At 36.5% G+C, this 23,878-nt stretch carries 15 protein-coding genes and 1 tRNA gene; 10 read left to right on the forward strand and 6 right to left on the reverse strand.

The window, feature by feature from the left end:
* The first annotated feature begins 148 nt into the window (after positions 1-148).
* From ASF86_RS01005 to ASF86_RS01030, 6 genes are all read left to right on the forward strand, one after another.
* Positions 149-3,361 carry a lytic transglycosylase gene (locus tag ASF86_RS01005; RefSeq protein WP_056478570.1) on the forward strand — a complete coding sequence of 1,071 codons (3,213 nt, stop codon included), beginning with the start codon at positions 149-151 and terminating at the stop codon, positions 3,359-3,361.
* A 15-nt stretch (positions 3,362-3,376) separates the two neighbouring features.
* Positions 3,377-5,212, forward strand: coding sequence for an extracellular solute-binding protein (locus tag ASF86_RS01010; protein WP_056478574.1), 1,836 nt, complete (start codon positions 3,377-3,379; stop codon positions 5,210-5,212).
* A 31-nt stretch (positions 5,213-5,243) separates the two neighbouring features.
* Positions 5,244-6,296, forward strand: coding sequence for a microcin C ABC transporter permease YejB (locus ASF86_RS01015; RefSeq protein ID WP_056478576.1), 1,053 nt, complete (start codon positions 5,244-5,246; stop codon positions 6,294-6,296).
* A complete protein-coding gene (locus ASF86_RS01020; protein WP_056478578.1) occupies positions 6,296-7,306 on the forward strand; it encodes an ABC transporter permease in 1,011 nt (336 codons plus the stop codon). Before ASF86_RS01015 ends, ASF86_RS01020 begins: the two co-directional genes overlap by 1 nt.
* Positions 7,281-8,876, forward strand: coding sequence for an ABC transporter ATP-binding protein (locus ASF86_RS01025; protein ID WP_155860150.1), 1,596 nt, complete (start codon positions 7,281-7,283; stop codon positions 8,874-8,876). Before ASF86_RS01020 ends, ASF86_RS01025 begins: the two co-directional genes overlap by 26 nt.
* 184 nt (positions 8,877-9,060) lie before the next feature.
* Positions 9,061-10,305 (forward strand): NADH:flavin oxidoreductase/NADH oxidase family protein, encoded by a 1,245-nt coding sequence (locus tag ASF86_RS01030; protein WP_004641875.1) that lies wholly within the window; start codon positions 9,061-9,063, stop codon positions 10,303-10,305.
* A gap of 5 nt (positions 10,306-10,310) precedes the next feature.
* On the opposite strand, the gene ASF86_RS01035 is transcribed toward ASF86_RS01030, so the two are convergent.
* A complete protein-coding gene (locus ASF86_RS01035) occupies positions 10,311-10,994 on the reverse strand; it encodes a glutathione S-transferase N-terminal domain-containing protein (RefSeq protein WP_056478582.1) in 684 nt (227 codons plus the stop codon).
* Positions 10,995-11,478: 484 nt separating this feature from the next.
* Between ASF86_RS01035 and ASF86_RS01040 the strand changes: the two genes are divergently transcribed.
* Genes ASF86_RS01040 through ASF86_RS01055 form a run of 4 tightly spaced genes read left to right on the forward strand, consistent with a single transcriptional unit; the run spans position 11,479 to position 18,076 of the window.
* Entirely contained in the window at positions 11,479-13,641 is a 2,163-nt protein-coding gene (locus ASF86_RS01040; protein ID WP_056478584.1) for a hypothetical protein, read from the forward strand.
* A gap of 37 nt (positions 13,642-13,678) precedes the next feature.
* Positions 13,679-14,272 carry a hypothetical protein gene (locus tag ASF86_RS01045; RefSeq protein WP_056478588.1) on the forward strand — a complete coding sequence of 198 codons (594 nt, stop codon included), beginning with the start codon at positions 13,679-13,681 and terminating at the stop codon, positions 14,270-14,272.
* A 1-nt stretch (position 14,273) separates the two neighbouring features.
* The gene (locus tag ASF86_RS01050) at positions 14,274-16,313 is read left to right on the forward strand and encodes a dynamin family protein (RefSeq protein ID WP_056478589.1); all 2,040 of its coding nucleotides are present in this window, start codon (positions 14,274-14,276) and stop codon (positions 16,311-16,313) included.
* Positions 16,314-16,315: 2 nt separating this feature from the next.
* A complete protein-coding gene (locus ASF86_RS01055) occupies positions 16,316-18,076 on the forward strand; it encodes a dynamin family protein (RefSeq protein ID WP_056478590.1) in 1,761 nt (586 codons plus the stop codon).
* A gap of 293 nt (positions 18,077-18,369) precedes the next feature.
* On the opposite strand, the gene ASF86_RS01060 is transcribed toward ASF86_RS01055, so the two are convergent.
* From ASF86_RS01060 to pyrC, 5 genes are all read right to left on the reverse strand, one after another.
* A complete protein-coding gene (locus tag ASF86_RS01060; protein ID WP_056478592.1) occupies positions 18,370-20,484 on the reverse strand; it encodes a TonB-dependent siderophore receptor in 2,115 nt (704 codons plus the stop codon).
* A 484-nt stretch (positions 20,485-20,968) separates the two neighbouring features.
* Positions 20,969-21,520: a hypothetical protein gene (locus ASF86_RS01065; protein ID WP_056478594.1), complete on the reverse strand. Its 552-nt coding sequence runs from the start codon at positions 21,518-21,520 to the stop codon at positions 20,969-20,971.
* Between the two features lie 489 nt (positions 21,521-22,009).
* A tRNA-Glu gene (locus ASF86_RS01070) sits at positions 22,010-22,085 on the reverse strand.
* 18 nt (positions 22,086-22,103) lie between these two features.
* Positions 22,104-22,766: a ribonuclease T gene (rnt, locus tag ASF86_RS01075; protein WP_003652803.1), complete on the reverse strand. Its 663-nt coding sequence runs from the start codon at positions 22,764-22,766 to the stop codon at positions 22,104-22,106.
* Positions 22,751-23,785, reverse strand: coding sequence for a dihydroorotase (pyrC, locus tag ASF86_RS01080; protein WP_003652801.1), 1,035 nt, complete (start codon positions 23,783-23,785; stop codon positions 22,751-22,753). The genes rnt and pyrC overlap by 16 nt, the downstream gene beginning before the upstream one ends.
* Positions 23,786-23,878: the final 93 nt, after the last annotated feature.

The following is a 23,878-nucleotide window of genomic DNA, read 5'->3' on the forward strand; positions in this document are numbered from 1 at the left end:
GGTTTTTTTAATTTCTTGTAACATTTCCATGCAAATGACATCAAATTATTGCCTTGTCTATCTTGCACGCTTTAATACAATGGCATCGAAGACCTAGGGTTTGTGGCCAAACCCCAAAAAATATTACGCGAGTTGTTTGGAAGTTTTTATGTATAAACCAACCACATTTGTGTGGCAGCCATCTGCGGCATCATTGTTCAAAATTACCGTACTTAGCTCTGCTTTAGCTGCGTTGGGTATTACAACAGGCTGTTCATCGACTCCGCAATCTGCAAAAACCTCTAAATCGAAACAGGTCAGTGGTGCAGGTTATTTAGATGCGAGTAGTCTTGACTCTTTGGAAGACTTACTTTCAGCAACCGATATGCGCGCTGTAGAAGGTGATCGTCTGCTTATTTTGAAGCATGGTGATGTCTGGAAGCGTATGTCCGTTGGTTTCAAAATGGACTTGAATCACTGGGATTCACGTATTGAAGCTCAGCGTAGTTGGTTTATTTCTCGTCAGCCTTACCTTGATCGTTTAAGTGCTCGTGCCAGCCGTTATTTGTACCATACTGTGAAAGAAGCAGAACGCCGTGGATTACCGACAGAACTCGCATTATTACCGGTAATTGAAAGCTCTTATGACCCAGCTGCAACAAGTAGTGCAGCAGCAGCAGGGCTATGGCAGTTTATTCCAAGTACTGGTCGTATTTATGGCTTAAAGCAGACAGGTATGTATGATGGGCGTCGAGATGTGGTTGAATCGACTCGCGCAGCTTATGAGTTTTTAGGAAGTCTCTATAACCAATTTGGTTCTTGGGAACTTGCATTAGCAGCCTATAATGCTGGCCCTGGACGTATTCAGCAGGCGATTAACCGCAACCAAGCTGCGGGTTTACCAACTGATTATTGGTCATTAAAATTACCTCAAGAAACAATGAACTATGTTCCACGTTTCTTAGCTGTTGCTCAAATTATTAAAAATCCAAAGGCTTATGGCGTAGAACTACCACCTATTGCAAATAGACCCCATTTCCGTGAAGTGACTTTATCAGCACCTTTAACGTTAAATGAAATTGCTTCTACAGCAGGATTAAGCCGTGCAGAACTTTATGCATTAAACCCAGGATATCGTGGTGAAGCAGTAGACCCTGCGAGTCCAATGCGTATTTTGATTCCAGCAGATTTAAGTCCTTCAATTGATAATAAATTAAGAGGAACAAAATCGGGTGGTGGCTCAGGTTGGTGGGCAAATGTAACTTCACCGTCTACACCTACAATTGTTAATCCTTCTACTACAGTAACAACAAGAACAACTCCTACAACGCAAGTTCAGCCAGTCAAACCTTCTTCACCGGTGAAGAATACTTCAACGATTTCAAAATCTACACCACGTGGTTCTGATGCGTTAGCTGCCTTTGCTGCATCGGCAGATGTACCAAGTGCGCCGCGTATTCCTGTAGCTGTGACCAATGCAGCTAACATTAAGCAGCCTGTTAAAATGGAGCCACCAATTTCGGCTTCTGAACGTGAAAAGATTTTAGCGGCAGTTCGTGCTGAAGGCGCAAAAGAAACTGTAGATCAAGCTCTACAACCGCAAGCAACTCAAGCTGAAAAAGATCAAGTCGTTGCTGAATTAAAAGCAATTGCGCCGCAAGGAACTGAAATTGTCGATCCTTATGATGGCAAAATTAGGTTAACTGCAATTCAGACGAGCCAGTCAGTTGCAGAGCAACAAGGTAAAGAGGTAAGTAGAGGTTTTGCTTATCCAAAAACTTTAGCTGAAGATGCGACTGTAGCTAACTCTGAAGATGGACAACGTAATAAAGATAAGCCTTATATCAAAACTGATACTGATGTCGTAGTTGTACAGCCTAAAGGTAAGCGTAGTACTTATACAATTCAACCCGGCGATACTTTAGCAGTTATTGCCATGAAGAATGGTGTGAACTGGCGTGATGTTGCTAAGTGGAACCAGATTGATCCAGAAAAGACTTTGTTTGTAGGAACTAGTCTTTATCTTTATGATGCTAGACCACAAGAAACTCAAAGTACTTCGAAAAGTACGGCTAAACCAGATGTGTATGTGGTTCAAGCCAATGATAGCTTAAGCGGTGTTGCTAACCAGTTTAATTTGTCAGTAAAGCAATTAGCCGAATATAACGATTTATCAGTAACTGATGGTTTATTTGTTGGACAAAAACTACAGTTAAAAGAGCCGAAGAATAGCCGCTCAACTGCTAAAGCAGAGCCGAAAGCAGTTCAGGCAAATGCAAAACGTATAGCAACTAAAAACTATACTGTGAAGCGCGGTGAATACCTTAAATTGATTGCAGATCGTTATGCGCTCTCTAATCAGGAACTTGCTGAATTAACTCCAGGTTTAACTGCAGGTAGTAACTTGATGGTAGGCCAAAAAATTAATGTGCCTACACAAGATATTTCGGTAGGTGAAGTTGCTGAAACTAAGACTGCTAGTAAATCTGAGAAAGCGATGCTAAGTGTTTCTTATAAAACAGAAGGCTATAAAGTACAGCGTGGTGATACTTTATCGAGTATTGCAACTAAATCAAAAATTAGCTTAGCTGAGTTAGCCGAATTAAATAACTTAAAAGCGAGTAGTCATGTACAGCTTGGGCAAACTTTAAAAGTACCTGCTACTAATACTGTTCCAGAACAATACGTTGTACAGTCTGGGGATAGTCTAAATGCTATTGCTAGTAAATATAACTTACAAACAGGCTATTTGGCTGACTTAAATGGTTTGTCTCGTACGGCAGGACTACGTGCGGGTCAACGTTTAAAACTCACAGGTACAGTTGAAGAAGCACCAAGTAAACCTTCTAAAAATACTAAAGAAGAAACACCTGAGAACTACACAGTTAAATCTGGTGATAGCTTAGGTAATATTGCTAACCGTTACCACTTACAGTTGGATTATCTTGCTGCATTGAATGGTCTTTCACGTAACAGTAGCGTTCGTGTAGGGCAACGTTTAAAGCTAACAGGTGATGTGCCTACAGTAGAAACAGCTAAAGTTGATACCAAGTCTTCAACTAAAACAGTTGCGGCTGGTAAAAACACTGAAAGATATACTGTTAAATCTGGTGAGTCTTTAAATAGTATTGCGAGTCGTGCAGGTATTTCAGTGCGTGAACTTGCTGAAATGAATGCATTAAAAGCGAGTGCTAATTTACAGCGCGGTCAAAATATTGTGATTCCAAAAACTGTTGTGGAATACAAAGTGAAGCGTGGCGATACATTAATTGGCCTTGCAAGCAAATATGGTTTAGAAACCAATTTCTTGGCTGATCTGAATAATTTGACACCTTCTACTCAGCTTCGCATTGGCGATGTCATTAAAGTGCCTAATTTATAAAATAATTAGTAACTTATGCATAAATCATATTTTCAACTGAGCCTGCTAGTCGGGCTCAGTGTCGTTTCTCATGTTGTTTTTTCTGCACAGCAAACTACCTCATATATAGCGATTCATTCCAAGCCTAAATATTTAGGAATGATGGCTATGCCATATGCAAATCCTAATGCACCTAAAGGTGGCTTGTTAAGTCAGGCGGCTCAAGGAACTTTTGATAACCTCAATAGTATGAATGGTAAGGGGAATGCTACAGAGGGCGTTAATTATCTTTTTGATACTTTAATGACCCAATCGCTAGATGAGGTCGGGGTTTTATATCCTCTTTTGGCAGAGAAAGTTACTTATGATCCAGAAAAAACGCAGTCTGTTAGTTTCTATTTAAACCCTAAGGCGCGTTTTAGTAATGGACAGCCAGTCACTGCGGCAGATGTTAAATTTAGCTTTGATGCATATCAGACTAAGTCCAATTTAGGTTTGCAGATGTACCTTGCTGATTTGGCAAAAACAGAAGTAATAAATGCCCATCAAGTAAAGTTTAGTTTTAAGTCTACACATAATCCTAAAATGCCTTTCATTTTGGCAACCTTGCCGATTTATTCAAAAACAGATTGGCAAAAAAGAGATTTTAGCCGAATTACTCTACAACCAATTGTTGGTTCGGGACCTTATGTGGTTGAACGAGTTGATGCAGGTAGAAGCATTAGTTATAAGCGTAATCCGAATTACTGGGCAAAAGATTTGCCTATTAATAAGGGGCGCTATAATTTTGATCGTTTAAAATATGTCTATTATCGAAATTGGGATATTGCTTTTGAAGGGTTTAAATCTGGGCAATACACCTTGCATGAAGAAACTAACCCCAAAAAATGGGTAACAGATTATCGTTTTCCGGCAGTAAAAGCAGGGTTAGTTACTCAATATAAGTTCCGTCACCATAATCCCATCGCCACTGAAAGTTATGTCTTTAACACACGACGAAAACCCTTAAATGATATTCGTTTTAGACAAGCCTTAACCTATGCCTATGACTTTGAATGGCAGAATAAAGCTTTGTTTTATGGTCAATATCAACGCCTTCAAAGTTATTTTGCAAATAGCGAATTGGCTGCAACGGGTCAGCCTTCGAAAACTGAATTAGCAATATTGAAACCATTGCTGCCTAAGTTATCTCCAATAATGCAAAAGGGTGTCTTAGTAGATTGGAAATACCCAGTGTCGGATGCGAATGGATTTAACCGTCAAAATTTATTAACTGCGCGGCAGCTACTTATACAGGCTGGTTATAAAGTTAAAGATGGGCAGTTGTTGACGCCTGAAGGTAAAAAAGTTCAGCTTGAGTTTTTAATTCAACAAGATGGCAAACAACGAACACTCATGCCTTTTGTCCGTAATCTTAAAAAACTTGGTGTTCAGGTCAATTTACGTCAAGTCGACGCTCCGCAATATTTAGAGCGCACCCGCCGTTATGACTTTGATATGACCACCATGAATTTGCCGCAATCTCTCAATCCGGGCAATGAGCAGACTCAGTTTTGGGGGAGCATCGCAGCAGCGCAGGATGGAAATTACAATTATGCGGGTATTCGTAACCCCGTAATTGATCAAGTGATTTCAAAACTTGTTGCTAGTAAGAGCCGTGACCAACAGATTATTTATACTCGTATTCTCGATCGATTACTGAGGGCTGGTTATTATCAAATTCCGACCTATGGTAAAGGTGAAAACTGGTATGCTTATTGGAATATGTATCAACAACCTAAAATTAAACCAGCACTTTCGTCTGGAATAGATTATTGGTGGAGTGATGCAAACAAAGCCAAAAAAGTTGCTAAATATTTACATCAACAATAAAAAGCACCTGCCATAAAGGAAATCCTGTTATATGGGTTCATATATTCTCAAGCGACTTCTTTTAATGATTCCCACATTGTTTGTCATTTTATTGATTAACTTTGTGGTTGTGCAAATTGCACCGGGTGGGCCAGTTGAGCAAGCAATACATCAAGCTGAAGGTGATTTGGGAATTGGACGTGCATTAAGTGCAGAGACTTATTATCAAGGTGCTCAAGGTTTAAGCCCTGAAATGGTTGAACAAATTAAGGCGCAATATGGCTTTGATCGATCTGCTCCAGAACGTTTTTTCCTCATGTTAAAAGGCTATTTAACTTTAGATTTTGGACAGAGTTTTTTTAAAGATAAACCAGTCGTGCAATTGTTGTGGGACAAAATGCCTGTTTCTATTTCACTTGGGCTGGTAAGTACTTTTCTGATTTATTTAATTTCTATTCCGCTTGGTATTAAGAAGGCCAGACAGCAAGGTTCATGGTTTGATCGCTCCACTTCGTTAGTACTTGTGGTGGGGTATGCTGTACCAAGTTTTGTATTCGCTATTTTGCTTGTGGTTTTTTTTGCAGGTGGCTCTTATTTTCAATGGTTTCCATTACAAAATCTTGTGTCAGATAATTTTCATCAACTCAGTCTTTGGGGTAAAGTTACCGACTATTTATGGCATATGACTTTACCGCTTATTACAATGGTATTAGGCGGTTTTGCCAGTTTAACGTACTTAACCAAATATTCGTTTTTAGAAGAACTCAATAAACCCTATGTTTTAGCTGCTTATGCAAAAGGATTGAATAGCCAGCAAGTCTTATATAAGCATGTATTTCGTAATGCTATTTTAGTCGTGCTCGCAGGGCTGCCAGAAGTGTTAGCGGGTATTTTCTTTGTGGGTAATCTCTTTGTAGAAATTATTTTTCACTTAGATGGTGTGGGTTTATTGGGCTTTGAAGCCATTGTCCAGCGGGACTATCCTGTTATTTTTGGTGTCTTATTTTTCTTTACTTTATTTAGTCTAATTTTACGTCTCATTTGTGATGTGCTGTACCAATGGATTGATCCTCGGGTTCACTTTGATGCGCAAGGAGGCAAATGATGTCTTTGATTGTGCGGACACGATTACAACGTTTTAGACAACATAAATTAGGTTGGGCTAGCTTTATTTTATTTAGTCTAATTTTGATTTTGTCATTAGCTGCGGAGTTGATTGCTAACGATAAACCGCTGTTAGTGAAGTATGAAGATTCTTACTATTTGCCTGTGTTTAAGACATATCCAGAAACGACGTTTGGTGGCGTGTTTGAAACAGAAGCAGATTACAAAGATCCGGCTGTGCAAGAACTTATTCATGCTCAAGGATGGGCAGTCTGGCCGCTTATTCAATTTTCATATCAAACTCCCAATTTAGACTTGGCAGTTCCTGTGCCATCACCACCCTCTAAGCAGAACTGGTTAGGAACTGATGATCAGGGAAGGGATGTTTTGGCCCGTATTCTTTATGGTTTAAGAGTATCTTTACTTTTTGGTTTGGCCTTAACCTTTTGTTCCGCTTTGTTTGGCATTACTGTGGGCGCCATTCAAGGTTACTATGGCGGTTGGGTAGATTTATTGGGACAACGTTTGGTTGAAGTCTGGAATGGCTTGCCCATGCTTTTTATGGTCATGATTTTGGTCAGCATGTTTGTACCCAATGTATATTGGCTATTTTTCATTATGTTATTTTTTGGCTGGACAGTTTTAGTAGGGATTGTCAGGGCAGAATTTTTAAAAGCTCGCCAGCTTGATTATGTTCGTGCCGCTCAAGTGTTAGGAGTGACTGACCGCGTTATTATTTTTAAGCATATTTTGCCGAATGCAATCAGTTCGAGCTTGTCCCAATTACCATTCATTTTAACAACTAATATTAGTGCCTTAACTGCTCTTGATTTTTTAGGCTATGGCTTACCACCCGATGCAGCATCGTTAGGGGAGTTATTGCTCCAAGGTAAAAATAATTTAGATGCACCATGGCTAGCGATTTCAGGTTTTTTTAGTCTGGCTATTGTTCTTTCACTTTTAATTTATATTGGGGAGGCTGCTCGTGATGCTTTTGACCCAAGAAAATAATACAAATGTTACTCCTGCATTGTTGAAGGTAGAGCATCTTTCGATTCAAACGCTAGATCAAAAGATTTTGTTAGAAGACCTTAATTTGCAGCTTAGTGATGGGGAAACACTGGCTATTGTGGGTGAGAGTGGTTCAGGTAAATCACTTAGCTGTTTAGCAATCATGGGGTTACTACAAGAAAAATTAGAAATAACAGGTCGTGTTTGGATTGGTTCCCAAGATATTCTTGAGATAGATGAAAAAGCTCAATCCAATGTGCGTGGCCGACAAATTGCCATGATTTTTCAAGAACCTGCCACGACTTTAAATCCACTACATCAGGTTGAAAAGATTGTGGGTGAAAACCTTCTTTTATTAGGTTTGAGTAAAAAGGATGTTCGACAACAAGTCATTGAGTTACTTACAGATGTCGGAATTAGTGAGCCAGAACAGATTCTAAAACGGTATCCACATGAGCTTTCTGGAGGTCAAAGGCAACGTGTCATGATTGCCATGACATTGGCACTGCAACCCAAGATTTTGATTGCTGATGAGCCGACTACAGCACTTGATGTAATTTTACAGATCCAGATTTTAGAACTCTTAAAATCTTTACAATCAAAATATGGAATGGCACTCATTTTAATTAGCCATGACCTAAATTTGGTACGTCAATATGCTGATGAACTGGTTGTCTTGCAAAGTGGGCGTGTTGTAGAGCAAGGTGAGCTTAGCCAGATTTTTGAAAATCCTAAAACCGTTTATACACAGCAATTATTAGAACATGATTTTGGAAATGCAGAACCTGTTGAAATAGGAAAGAATGTTTTGTCCGTTCAGCAGCTTAGCGTGCAATTTCCAATTAGAAAAGGTATTTTCAATCGCGTTCAAGGCTATGTGACTGCAATAGAAGGTTTAAGTTTTGATCTTGCTCAAGGTGAATCACTTGGGGTCGTTGGGGAAAGTGGCGCTGGAAAATCATCTTTGGCTCTGGCTTTAGTACGGCTGATTAAAAGTGAAGGGCGGATTAATTTTTTAGGACAAGATTTGAATCAGTTGGCTCCCAAAGCTTTACGTTTGGCGAGATCTGATTTTCAACTTGTATTTCAAGATCCGTTTGGTAGTTTGAACCCTCGAATGACGGTGGGGCAGATTATTGCTGAAGGTTTAAAAGTAAAAGAAGTATTGAACAGTCAAACTCAAGATCAAATTAAATCTGTGCTTAATAAGGTTGAACTGCCTGAAGATTTTCAGCACCGTTATCCACATGAACTTTCAGGTGGCCAACGTCAACGGGTTGCTTTGGCAAGAGCTTTAGTGGTTCAGCCTAAACTTTTAATTTTGGATGAACCGACTTCTGCATTAGACCGAACTACACAAAAAGCCATCATTAAGCTTTTACGACAATTACAGAAAACTGAACATTTGAGCTATATCTTTATTAGCCATGATCTAAATATAGTCAAATCGTTGTGCCATAAAGTCATGGTATTGCGCCATGCACAAGTTGTTGAATATCAGAAAACCGAACTGTTGTTTTCTAAGCCTAAAACTGAATATACAAGACAATTAATTAAAGCAAATTTTTAAAATAAATTATTAAACAATTGTTTTTAAATGGATAGTTTGTTTTTAGATTTTATGCAAAAAGTTGCATATTTTTATATTCTTTAAAATTGACATATGCTATTGTCAGCTATCGATTATGACTTGACATGCCCTATAACTCGTCTAAATTAGAGTAATTGCTCTAAAAACTAAAAAGAGGTTAACCATGAACCAGATTGCTCAACCCATCACAATTCGCAATACCACATTCAAAAACCGAATTATTAAAGGTGCAATGAGTGAGGCGCTTGCAAATTATGAAGGTCAACCAAATGACTTGCATTTAGGCTTATATGGGGCGTGGGCAAAAGGTGGGCTTGGCTGTGCAATCACAGGCAACGTCATGGTCAATGTGGGCGCAAAAAATGAACCCGGTGTTGTTGTTATTGAAACCGAACGGGATTTAGAGCGCTTAAAAGAGTGGGCAGCATTAGGTAAAAAATATGGAATGGTGCAGTTAATCCAATTGTCCCACCCGGGACGTCAGTGTCCAAAAGGATTAAATAAAGAGACTGTCGCGCCGTCAGCCGTACCATTTAGCCCAGCTTTAGCGACTATGTTTGGAACGCCACGTGAACTGACTCATGATGAAATTCTAGATATCATTAATCGATTTGCAACCGCTGCTCGTATTTGTGAAAAAGCAGGTTTTGAAGGGGTGCAATTACACGGTGCGCATGGTTATTTGATTAGTCAGTTCTTATCGCCTTTAACGAATAAGCGTACCGACCAGTGGGGTGGTTCAGTTGAAAACCGTACACGCTTTTTATTAGAAGTTTATAAGGCTGTTCGCGAAGCAACTTCCGAGAATTTTATTATTTCAGTCAAACTGAACTCTGCTGATTTCCAACGTGGTGGAATTACTGAAGAAGATGTGATTTCCGTATTTAAAGCGATAGATGAAGCTGGCATTGATTTGATTGAGATTTCAGGCGGCACCTATGAAGCACCTGCCATGGCTGGGGCTAAAGCTGACAAGCGCAAGACAAGTACAATTGCTCGTGAAGCATACTTTTTAGATTTTGCTGAAAAGATCCGCCAACACGTTAAATGTAAACTCATGGTGACAGGTGGATTCCGTACTGTAGAAGGGATGAATGCAGCACTCGCAAGTGGGGCTTGTGATTTTATTGGTATTGCGCGTCCGCTTGCAGTTGAGACTGATTTAACAGACCGTTTAATTGCAGGGCAGGACGTACGCTATGCAGTAAAACCAATTAAAACAGGCCTACCTTTTGTCGACAAAATGGCAATTATGGAAATTATTTGGTATGCCGCTCAATTTAAGACAATTGGTAAAGGCAAAAAGCCAAATCCAAAACTTTCACCACTAGTCGTCTTTTTTAATTATGCCAAAGGCAATATTAAAGCTGTGGTAAAAGGGCGAGTGAATTCCCGTAAATCTGCATAAATTAATTACCATGCAATAGTCCAGTAAGCGTTAAATGTAGAAGCAGACCATTGGCCTCTAATTAAAGCATTTTTAAAGGCAGGTCTGTTTTCTATTTGGGCAAGATAACGCTGTATATGTTTAAACTGGCTGTAATTTTGTGAGCAAGCCAGTAATGGGAACCACATTAAAATATCAGCAATAGTAAACTGATCTTCAGCAAACCATAAGTGATCCTCTAAATGTTTATCAATCATGCTCATTTGTCGTTGTAATGATTGATTTAGATAGCCTTGATCAAATCCATATTTTAAAAGTTTAGGAATGAAACGGATTGGAAAAGGTGTACGTTGTACAATTTGGTGAAAGATTTGTTTGAGTACCAAATCGGGAATGAATGTCGCCTCACAATAATTTTTCCAATAATAAAAATTTTGGCGATGCTGGCTTAATAAATTGTTCTGTCCCAATTGGGGATGTAAATGAGATAAGTAATCTAAGATTGCTGAGGTTTCAGCTAAGATTGAAATCTCTCCTTGTTCAATGATTTCGATAGTAGGAAATTTTGATAATTGGTGGGGTGAGTTTTTATTTTCGTCTACGTCTGAATGGTATTTAATAATGAGCTCATAATTGAGTCCTAATTCTTCTAAAAACCAAATAATGCGTTGAGAGCGTGAATTTTGTAGATGAAATAATCGAATTTGCATGTCATGTTCAAATTATAGTTTTGATCTACTCTTAGTATAGGGCAGAAGATAACTTAAGTATAATAAAGTATTTATAAATCAAAAGATTATATTTTTATGAGAGAAGATCAATAAAAAGCCACTGCCTTAAAAATGCAGTGGCTTTTTAGAGTTTGATATCTTTAGGGAGACCCTTAATTATAAAAGTTGAAGTATTTGAAGTGATAGAAATAGTAGTTAAGTTTAAAATTATTGATAATCAAGATCATTCGTGATTAATCATTTCGCTGAACATATTGTCAGTCTCCTAAACCTTGCTCGTTCTAACACTATAATTTTAATTGCATAGTAATTAAATCATAAGCAATTAGCCTAGTGAGGTGATACGAAATATTCAATTCCCAATAAATTAATTTTTATTGTATAAAAATTACAATAACTTTATTATAATTTTGTAGTCTTACTACTTGTTAATAATCAAAATACTACACGAAATAGGGATGTTATGCTCAGCTTTAATTTATTAAAAGAGCGTTTTAGTATCATCTCCATACAGCGCAAATTGTCTGTATTGGATTTTTTTATACATTTAACTTCAGTCAAAATTGATCTTGATTGGGATGAAGAACAAAAGAGAAATATATTACAGCAATTTAGAGGCTGGTATTTTGAAGTTGATACTGTTGATCAACAACAATTTTATATACAGCTAATCGAGTCTATGTTGCATCATGTTGATAAAGATGCATTTATTCAAGGTATAGATCACCAGCAAGCATGGTATGAGCAATGGATGAGCTTTTATCTTGCAGTGCAATTATTGAATCATAATAATCTAGTTGGGATTGCAAAAAAAATATTTAGTCGTTCGTATCATCCGCTACATGAAGATTTGTTGTTGGCTATCTTAAAACAAGCACCTTCTTTTGAGACTAAATTTATAATAGCTAATTTCTATCTTAAATATCAAAAATATGATCAGGCATTACTTTACTATCAACAGTTAATAAAACAGTATTCTCAACAAGTTAATTATTATGAGCAAGCTTTGACTGGTTTGTTGACAACATTATTGAGACGAAATAGTCAGTACTCTGCTGAGCTTCGTGATGCAGAATTTGCTTTGAATATTTTATTAGCATTAATTGAGAAAGATTTTTGGAGTCAAAAATTTGAGCAATTTTTAATGCAAGCTAGAGAGCAGGCATTATTCGACCCAATTAAACAAGGACGAGGTCGAGCAACAAGTAATATTAATAGCATTGGGAGAGGGTTGAGCTTATTTGGTAAAAAAATTGGAAAGGTACTTGGAGGTAGGGAGTCTTCATTACCCTATAGTCAAGATGTGATTTCATCTGCTCCAATAATAATAACAGGTTTAGAAATTGAAAAAAGTTTAAAAAGTAGTGTCCGCCTGAATTACGCGTTAGAGAAACTGTTAAAACAAAAAATGCCTGATCATGAGGCAATGCTCAGTGCACTTGGTTTAACTATAGGAATGCTTTGGACATATAGCCTGATTAATATAGAAGTTTTAGATGCCATTAGTTTTGCATCAGCAGACTCTCCAAATTCATTTACTGATTTACAAGATATTGCAGAACAAACATTAAGGTCTACAGGCGCCATCACTCGTTTGAGTGGATATGTCGCAGAGCAGCAAGTTGCTTTAGACCTAGTAAGGAATGGCCATGTTGTAGAAGTGCCTGACACGGCGAATCAAGCTGGATGGGATCTTTTGGTAGATGGTATACCAGTACAGGTGAAGTGTTCAATGGATGCAAATTACGTTCTTTCCCATTTTGAGAAATATCCAGATATTCCGATTATCACGAATAGAGAGTTGGCAGATCAGGTAGATAATCATCCTATGATTACTGTTGACCCAAACCTAAGTTATGTTGATATACAAGCGATTACAAATAATTCCTTACAGCATTTAGATGAATTTGATTCCATAAATGACTTAGTACCTATTCCATTATTTTCGTTGTTTTTGGCAGTGCAACGTAACTATAGGCAAGTTATTGCTGGGCAAGTCAATTTAACGCAATATACCAAGTATGTAGGAACTGATGTTGCAGTAAGAACAGTTGGGGCAGTATCTGGGAAAACTATAGGTGGGTTTATTGGTGGTATAGGTGGACCTGTCGGTATTATTGTTGGTTCAGGTGTTGGCGCATATCTTGGTGGGCTTGCTGGTGGTACTGGAGTAGATAAGTTAATACGTGAAGATTTGTGTAATCAACGAGATGTAGTAGTAAAAGAACTTATTATTTTTACCCGATGGTTTAATACAAATGTTGTTAAGTCACGAGTCCGAAAATTACAGGAAAAAGAGCAATTATACCTATTAAAAATTGCTAAACCCTTACAGCAGCAAATAGGTTTTTCAGAACAGCCGATTTATGCTCAATTTATAGCGTTACAGAATGAAAATTTAAAAAGAGTACAAGCACTTCATGTTTGGTTGAATGAGCAAATAAATAATAACGAATTCTATCAAGTGCAGGCTGGTTGGGTAGCATTAAGAGAATCAAGTAAATTTTTTCATCCTGAAATGAAGAGTCGTATTGAAAAAATTAATACAGTACTTGAGCTATATCAGCAACTTTGTAACCCACAGGCTAGTGAAAGCAAGCAAACATATTTAATTAATTTGCAATAATTTTTTCTGATAAATTTAATAGATTAGGACCTTGGATATGAGTATCAATAACCCACAGAATGAACTGTATAATGACTTTGTTAAACTGGTTGAGGATGTATCTTCAACAGTTGTAAGGGAAAGCATTGTACCCATTTCTGGGCATTTGGTTACAGCTTCAGATGCATTGGAAAAAACTTCAAATGAAATTGGTTCTATTGCTGGAGCTGCTATACAACATGTTGTAACTCCAATTTCTAAGCAAATGAATTTAACTGCGGAAATAATACAACAAGCATCTAACGATATTGGGAGTATTGAAAAAAAGATTAATCAAAATGGTATTAAATTAGATGATCTTAATATCCAGTTCATAAAAGATACTACAGAAATAAAAGAACACTCTAGTGAGTTGACAGAACTTGTTTTACGAAAGCTTGATCAAGAGATTGTTCTTCTCTTTGAAAAGAAAATCGATCAGGTTCAAAAAGCATTAGATGAATTGCAAAATAAAAATAAAAAACTTGAAACGCAGGTAATTGAATTTCGCCATACACAAAAAAAACTTTTCAGTTGGGGGATGGGATTTAATATTATTTTTAGTTTATTAATTTTAGCTACATTAGTGTTTTCTATTTGGGGGACTAAATAAGATGTCGGGAGGAGTAGATAAATATTCTTCACTGAAAGAAGCATTTGAGATATATCAAAAAATTGCAAATGGACTAGATGGCGGGCTTGCTCAGATACAGAATGAGAAAAATTATGATGAATTTCAAAAATTTATTCATAAATCTATTGCTGAAATTGAAATTTTAGGTAATAACCTAAAAGGAGTTGACTTGAATGGTGAGGCTTCATTATTCAAAAAGCAACAACGGCATTTTCATGAGTTAATCACAAAATTACATAGTCTCAAAGAAGATTTAGAATTACCTTATATGCTTTATGTAATAGGTGTGGGTAATGCTGGAAAATCGTCAGTAATAAACTCATTAGTGGGTTTTGATGTGGCTGATATAGGAACACTACCTAAAACATGGAAAACTGATTTATTTTATAAAAATACCAATATGGTAAATGTAGAAGATGTGTTTGTGGAAATCCGTTATAGAGATGGTTCTACACAAGCTCTTTTAGAGCATGAAGCCAAGAATTTGATCGATCAAGAAGAAAAAAAACGTAAAGAAAGTGAAAAAGATATAAGGGATAAATTTAGGGAGTTATCAAAAAATATAAATCTCATTGAGGATAAAGAGCTTTTAAGAAAAGAATTGAGAGACGAGTATTTATATCGGTCGCCAATTAAAGAGGTACGCTGGGCATTAGATAATATTAAAGAGGAATCAATACTAAATAAATTTACGCTAATTGATACACCAGGATTATCACAAGTAAATGATAGTACCCATGGCGAAGATGGAGTTCGTGGTGAAGATATTGGAGACTTCTATCACCAAGCTGATGGTGTCCTGTGGGTTCTTGATGCTACAACAATATCAGGTAATACTCCAAAAGCTGCTCTAGATAATTTAGAACAGGCATTAGCTAAAGCAAATCCTGAAAATGATGGGATAAAAAATATAATCGCAGTTTTAAATTTCTCAGACAAAATTATTAGTCAGAGTGGTGAGGTTGCATTAGATGAGGTAGTTGTTTTAGCAAAAAGAATATTTGATAATAAATTTTTAGAGATAGTACCGTATTCTGCAAAACAAGCAGTCGAAGCAATTAAGACTAATAATGAAGAACTGCTAGAGTGTAGCGGGTATAATAAGTTATGTTCGGTAATTAATAAATACTTTTATTTTAATGCAATTGATTTTCGTATTTCATCAAAAGCTCAAGGCTTTAGAGGGGAAATTAGTACATATACAAATGATTATTTAAATTCTTATTTAAAACGTTTGGAAAATGATAATGAAAAAATTCAGGTAAGAAATAAAAAAGTAGATAGTGATTTACATAGTTTAAAAGAGCACCTAATAAATGAGTGGTCAGTTCGATTTGCTGAATATAAAAAAATAGTTAAAGATAATATTGATAAAAATTCAGCACAACTGATTGAAAAGCCTGATACTGAGCATGCTCAATTCATGGAGAGGCATATATTCAATTTAGATTTATTAAAGAGCTATATTTCTCAATATCGTGGAGTAAGTACTAGAAAAATATCTGATACTGTAGAAAAGTATCATAAATATGATATTGAGAATTTTTCTGAATATAAATATATAAAAAGTTTAACGAATAAATCTGGATATTCAGAAAATACATTTAAAGGAGCAGCTTTCTTACAAAGTATTAACTTATCCTCACCCGATGGTACTAGCTTGTTAATTGGGGGAGGAGCTGCTTTACTTGGTTTAGCATTGCTTGGTCCTATTGGTATAATTGCAGGTTTGATAGGTTTCATGTTTGGTAAAAGTAAAGTAGATAAAGCAAAAGAAGGATTGAATGAAAAATTAAATAATTTAGAGTTAAGTTTAAATGAGGATAATGCGCTATTTATATCTACCTTGTTCTCAAGAGGGGAAGATGAATTGAAGTCTAGTATAAAGACAGCATGGGAAAGAATTCATGCAAGTACTGAGCCACAATATATACAGAGTCTTTTTGCAAAGTTGGCTCTAATAAAAAACAAAGAATTTCATAAAAAGTTATTTGCCCATATATTATTCAATAGGAATTAATGATGAATCTTCAGCGTTGCATAGATATTGAGAATATCTTATCTACCTCATTATTACGTTGTAATAATGATATTACTAAGTTAGTTGGATTGCAGTCTGAAGTAGATGCTGTATCACAACGTTTAACTAATACAAAATCAGAGTTAGTTACTACACTCAAAGTATTCTTAATTGGTGAAGTAAAAGCTGGTAAATCTACTTTAATTAATGCCTTGGTAGGGGAAGAAATTGCCCCTGTTAGTGTAGTTGAAGCAACTGTAGCGATAGCAGAAATAGGTTATTCTGAAAAACCTTCTGTCAAAGTCCAGTATTCAAATGGTAATTCAAAAATAATTAGTCACGATGAGTTGTTAGGTTTTTGGGGAACGGATAGTGCAATATTGCAGCAAGCAGAAGAAATTGAAAAATTTATTATTAAGACAGATCAACATCAATTTAAAGAGCTATTATTGATCGACTCACCTGGACTGGGAACGGTTACTATCCAAAATGAAGAGTTGACACAAAATATAATGCAAGAGGTAGATCTGGCATTATGGGTTTTTAATGCTAATCATCTTGGGCAAATAAATATAATGCAGCAAGCCTCTGAATTGGCTAAATTAGGTAAACCAATCATTGCTGTGATTAATAAAATTGATGAGGTTGAGGATTCACCCGATGATCTAGTTGATTACATAGATGATAATATTGGAGAATATTTTAAGAAAATTTTTCCGATTTCAGCACATCAAGCATTGATGACTACCCAATCAAATAGGGAGTTTTCACAATATTTTGTAGAATTTAAACATTATTTAAAAGAGCACGTTAATGAAAAAGCCTCTCAAGTTAAAGCTGAAAGTGTAGAGTCTTCCCTAAAAGCTATTGTTAATACAGAAAAAGTTATTCATGAGTCTGCTATTAGGAAAGTTCAAAAAATTTTGCAAGAGAGAAATGATTATATTGAAGACTTATATTATGAAAAAAATAGACTGGCGGATGATGTTAGGGTTGTGATTGAATTGGAGTCTAATCACTTGGTTAACGATTTTGAGTTGAATCAAATGATAAAAGGATTTTTTCAATCAAATGATAATAATTTTTTAAATAAAATTACGAATAATCAGCGTAGTCTAAATGAGGTTTTGATGGATGATAAAGATAAGTTAGATTCTATTTGTCAGAGTTATTTAAATATACTCAATGAAAAAATTTATGAGAAATATAAACAAAAAATTATTAATATTATAGAAATAAATAATAATAAAGCTTTAGTTCGTATGTCAGAATTTCATCAAAAAGAACAATTAACTTTACAAGCTCAATTACAAAGTTCTTCTTTGAACAATCAAGATGCAGTTAATGTTATTGAGGTTGCTACTACAGCTGCTGTAACGTCGGCAGCAGGAGGGATGGCATTAGCTGGATATGCTGCTTGGTTTTCAGCTAATGCAGCAGCAATAACATTGGGTGCGGCTGTTGGTGCTATTGCTTTACCTGTAACTATTGTGGGTGGGGTTGCTGGTGCAATATATGGGTGGATGAAATCTCGTAAGAATACAGAAGCTTTGGAGACGGGCGTTAAACAAATACAAACTGATATAGCTGAGCAGATAAAAAAACAACTGGTTAGTACATATTCTAATAGAATTGAACATGATTTTAACTATATAGAGTTTACACATGAAAAAGCATTATTCTCTGGGATCAATAAATCTGATTTACGAGAATTTGAAAAATCTATTGATGACTATATTGTAAAACTTAGTGTTTATAACTAATTAGTAATTAAGAGTCTAGTTTAAGCATGTTATTTATATAATATGCTTAAATTTTATAATTAATTTTTTTAAATTAATATTCTATTTGCTATTTAAAGTTAAGTACTTTGTGAGATAGTTTGTGGATGAATATATTGTGAATAGTCATTGATACAGACCCTTGAATTTAAAAATTCAAAGATCTGAATGCTATCCTATATTACAGTCAATATAAATTTGGCGTCTCTACAGAGATTCAGACCCTAGTTTTACCAGCGTGAAAGGAAAATATTCTAGGGATTTATATTTTCAAGTTAGAACGTATAGCTCATGCCAAACTGAACGGTACGTGGTTCGCCCGGATAGGCATATGAACTAAACGAACTTTCATCATAAACTTTATCAAAAATATTTTTCAAATCTAAATTAAGACGAAGTTTTGGTGTTGCTTGATAGTAAGAAACTAAGTCGGTAACCGCATAACCTTTCATGGTGTAGGTACTATTCGCTGTTTGACCTGCACGCTTATCAATATATTTTTGATTAACCCCTAGACCTAAACCTTGTAAAGCTCCACCCTGAAATTCATAAATATTTAAAAGGTTAAAACTGTTCTTTGGAATATTGGCTAAAGACGTTCCTTTTTGCAAAGTATTGTCTTTAGTCACTTCAGCATCTGTATATGCGTATCCACCAATAATTTTCCAAGCAGGCGTAATTTGCCCTGCAATATTTAGCTCAACACCACGACTACGAACTTCACCAGCAGCAACTTTGTAATTCTGGAATAAAGGATCATCCGTTAAAACATTTTTTTTGTTTGCGTAGAAAATAGCAGAGTCAACCGATAGCATATTGTCTAGCGCTTGCCATTTAAAACCTAACTCATAAGCCATACCTTCTTCAGGGTCAAAGCCTTTGCCACTATGACTTGCACCAGTGTTTGGTTTAAAAGATTTTGCAGCATTACTGTAGATGGAAAGATCATCACGGGCTTTAAAAACTAACCCTAAACGAGGAATAAAGGCATCATGACTGGTATTCCAGTTTGGTTTATCTGGTCGAAAATCTTTATAGTCATGTTCATAGTGTTCAAAACGTAAACCTAATAGCGCGCTTAAACGTTCATTCAAATCGATTTGATCTTGTACAAAAATGGCGGTTGTTTTTAAGTTTTCACGGTCATGGGTGGTAACGGTATTAAGTTCGGGTAGTGGTTGCCCTAAAACTGGATCATAAATATTAATAGGATAACTATCTTTACTATCACTTGAGCGAATAATGTATGACTTGTAATCATAGTTTTCATATTCAAGCCCAGTCACTAAGGTATGTGCTAAACCTAAAAGTTGGAAATTACCTGTTAGGTTAATTTGTGCATCAGTGTCTTGCCATTTTAATTCGCGGTAGTTGTAATTTCGGCCTAAAGTTTCGCCGTCATTTTGAATGCCATTTGCCTCTACCGCATAGCCATATAATTTGCCATTTAAATATTGCACGCCCGCATTGAGCTTCCAGTCATTTCCAAGGTCATGTTCGACTCGTAATTGAGTCATGTTGTTATCATTGTAGATTCGATTGTTATATTTACCTGTTTCCCACAAATAGGTTTCTGGTGAACTGTTAAAAGACTTCTGTGTAGGATAACGAGTATGCCCACGATCAAGCGGATGTTGATTACGTAAAATATCGGCCTCAAAAGTGACTTTAGTTGCATCAGTCGCTTGCCATTGAATGACTGGTGCAATTCCGTATCGTTTGGATTCGACATGATCACGATAACTATCACCGCCTTCTGCAATCACATTGAGGCGATAACCAATATTTTCTGCATTTGGTATCGTACCTGTGGTATCTACAGTGGTACGGTATAAACCTTCACTGTTAAGCTGAGCACCTAAAGTGGTTTGTTGCTCAGACTTCGGTGTTTTAGAAATTAAGTTAAACGTACCGCCTGGATCACCACGGCCATATAAGCTAGAAGAGGGGCCACGTAAAACGTCTATACGTTCAATGGTGTTGCTATCTGGTGCATTTGGATAACCACGGTTAATTGGAAATCCATTACGATAAAATTCACCACTGGTGAAACCGCGAAGGTTAAAACCAGTTAAGCCTTGACCACCAAAGTTATTCGCTCGTCCAACGCCACCTGCTAAATCAAGAGCTTCAATTAAGCGTGTCGCCCCGATATCTTCAATCACTTTTTGGGTCACAACACTGACCGATTGTGGCGTATCTTTTAATGCGATTTCACTACGTGTTGCGCTACTAGAGCTATCGACTTTGTAAGTTTGGTCAGATGCCTGTTGAGCTTTGATTTTAATCGTAGCAAGAGTCGTTGAAGAACTATCTGTTTCTGCAAAAGCAGTTGATAAACAGCAGATTTGAGCAATGCTCAGGGAGAGGAGGCGAAGCTTAAGATCCATTTAAAACCTGTTTGATAATAAATATCAGTATAAAAATAGGATTCATTATATTATTTGTGGGCATAAAGGGAATACTGATTTATTGATGAACTGGAGGAAAAGCATTTCCTTGTGAAATGGATTCAAAGGGTAATCCCCCCTAAAAATAAAAGGCTTTTCTATAGTCGAACTATCATAATCATGTATTAGGTATACATTTTGCATTTCTGAACAATCATGAAAAGTCATTGAAGTTATAAAGATGAAGTTTGTACATTTTCCTCATTACGAAAAAATGGTTCTTTAGTTCAATTAACTGATGTTCTTTCATTTGTTCCTGAAAATAATTGGACGTGGTTGATATTAGACTTTTATGGTGTAGGTCGCGTTCCAAATAATTTGACGATGGATGATTTTGAAAAACAAGTACGCTCGAGATCGAATGGGTTCATCATTTTGACTAGGATCACTTAAAGGCGTCAAAAAAATTAGTGGTTATTCATATTCATTTATTAAGCGAATTTAATCTTTCTATTAAAGGAACCTTAATTTCTTTAAATTCAGGATGTTTATTATAACAAGTAGCATAATATGCTTTTGGGTTGAATTCTACATCTATCATATAAGATGGCTCATAACTTATAGGGTTTCTATAATATTCAAAGCTACAATAAGAAGATTTTTGTGATGTGCAATTTTTATAATATAAACTTTCAAAAAGACTGCGTTCTATTACTTCACTAGAGTCACCTCCATATCCATCAATCTGTTCAAAATCTGAATTATTGAATTCATATAAAGTTTTTGATCTACATTCTCGAGTTGGATAGATCCTAATAGCATCATTAGCTATAACAGCTACCATTTTGGGATACATTTGATCCCAAATAAAGATACCTGGGATGAATCCTATCAATAGTAAAATAAAAATAATTCTAAATACTTTAGAGAGTAAAATACTGAAAATTAATTGAAGAATTCCCCCTGCTAGACCTAGTAATAGGATAATTAATGGTAATGATATTAAAAATATTATGAGGTTGATAAAGGATTCCATTGATCACAAAACATTTCTTATATGAAAAGTATATATACACAATATCATTCATTTTTTGAATAGTTTTCCGATTTAGAATGAGGTTGTCTCCAACTAATTTTTCGCAGAGATCCATTCATGAAATTCATCAATAGCCCCGAATCAGTTCAACTACCTATCGGGTGCGATTCTCACTTGCCACGACATAGAGCTTGTAGATCGGTTTGAAGATTTTCTTACAGAAGCTTGTTTTGTATTTTCCCTGATAAAATTTGAACCACATAGTGTTACGTTTTTATTTGGTCGAGCCAGTTCAATTTTAAAAGTACAGCAGTTATTTGATCAGTTCTTGGTATCTTCTAACTAAGAGATCGAAAAGCTTTGTCTTTTATTTACAATAGGTGATGACTCAATTTATAAGAAAAATGAACAGTCTATTTTAAACTAAACAGATGATCTGAATTGAGTATTTGTAAATCGAAAAGTTTAAAAATTTCTTATAAAAGAAATTGGCGTCCCTACGGGGATTCGAACCCCGGTTACCGCCGTGAAAGGGCGATGTCCTAGGCCTCTAGACGATAGGGACGTTGAGGATGGCGGTATCTTAAGAAGCCGCCACCAAACTGTCAAGTAGGTAAGGAGACAGTTTGTTCAAAATATAGCAAAACAGTTCAGCAGTTTTCTGAGTATCGTATAAAGCAGAGTGTGCTTCTTTACCATCGAACTCAATTCCAGCTTGTATACAGGCTTTGGCAAGGACAGTTTGTCCAAACATAACAGCACTTAAAGTAACCGTATCCATGACTGAAAAACTATGAAATGGGTTCTGGTTTTTTGTGCTTGTACGTGCAATCGCTGCTTGAACAAAACCAAGATCAAAATGGGCGTTATGACCAACCAACACTGCATGGGTACAATGTTGTTGTTTACGAACTTCATTTACTGATTTAAAAATACGGCGTAATGCAGTTCGTTCATCTTCAGCCATTGCCATACGCATTGGATTGAATGGATCAATACCAATAAAGTCTAGCGAACGGCGGTCGAGGTTAGCCCCTTCGAAGGGGTTAATATGCGCATGAAATGCTGGACCAGGGACAAATTGTCCCTGAGCATCATACACAATTGGAATGCACGCAATTTCTAGCAATGCATCTGTCTGGGCATTAAAACCTGCCGTTTCAACGTCAACAACAACAGGTAAGAAGCCACGAAAACGTTGGCCAATGACCGGGACAGAGGTTTCTTGTGTCACACTTTTCTCCATTGCAGCGTTTTCCCGGCATGCAGCGGGATAATTTTTTGATCATCTAAATAATCAAAAGATTCTGGTACAAGATTATCTTCTTTTACCAAGGTAATAGTAGAAGTATTACGTGGTAGACCGTAAAAGTCTGCACCAAAGTGGCTTGCAAAGCCTTCTAGGCGTTCTAATTTGCCTACTTGGTCAAATGCTTGAGCATAAAGCTCAATTGCATTAGGTGCACTATAACAGCCCGCACAGCCACACGCATTTTCTTTTGCATCTTGCGAGTGCGGCGCACTGTCTGTACCTAAGAAAAATTTAGGATTACCACTCGTTGCAACTTCAAGCAAAGTTGTTTGGTGTGTTTGGCGCTTTAAAATTGGTAAACAATAAAAATGCGGTTTAATACCACCGACCAGCATGTCGTTACGGTTAAATAATAAATGCTGAGGCGTGATTGTTGCAGCAACATTACGGTCATGTTCTAAAACAAAATGAGCCGCATCGCTTGTGGTGATGTGCTCAAGCACCACTTTAAGTTTTGGAAACTGTTTTAAAAGCGGGTTGAGTACTTCATCAAGGAAGCGTTTTTCACGGTCAAAAATATCGACGTGGTTATGAGTTACTTCACCATGAAGTAATAAAGGAACTTGATGTTCTTCTAATTGCTCAATAACTGCATAGACTTTACGAATGTCACTTACACCGTTATCAGAGTTGGTGGTCGCGCCAGCTGGATAAAGTTTAATTGCATTTACATGTCCAGATTCTTTAATTTTACGAACTTCGTCTGGTGAGGTGAAGTCAGTAAAATAAAGCACCATACGTGGGTCAAAATTGAGACCCTCTGGAACATGAGCAAGAATACGTTCACGGTAAGCTAATGCTTCTTCCACAGTTTTTACTGGCGGAACAAGGTTTGGCATACAGATCGCACGAGCAAACTGTTTAGCCAAATCAGGTACGGTACGTTTTAATGCTAAACCATCACGTAAATGTGCATGCCAATCATCTGGCTGGAGCAGGGTAATAGAGTCCAAGGCAGTTCAAACTTCGAAATAAAACAAATGATAATCGATAAAGTGTGAAAATGGTAACGAGAATTACGGACAAATGGCAAAATAAAGCGCAAG

The sequence above is a fragment of the Acinetobacter sp. Leaf130 genome, assembly GCF_001423205.1.
In the GTDB taxonomy this organism is placed as follows: Bacteria; Pseudomonadota; Gammaproteobacteria; order Pseudomonadales; family Moraxellaceae; genus Acinetobacter; species Acinetobacter calcoaceticus.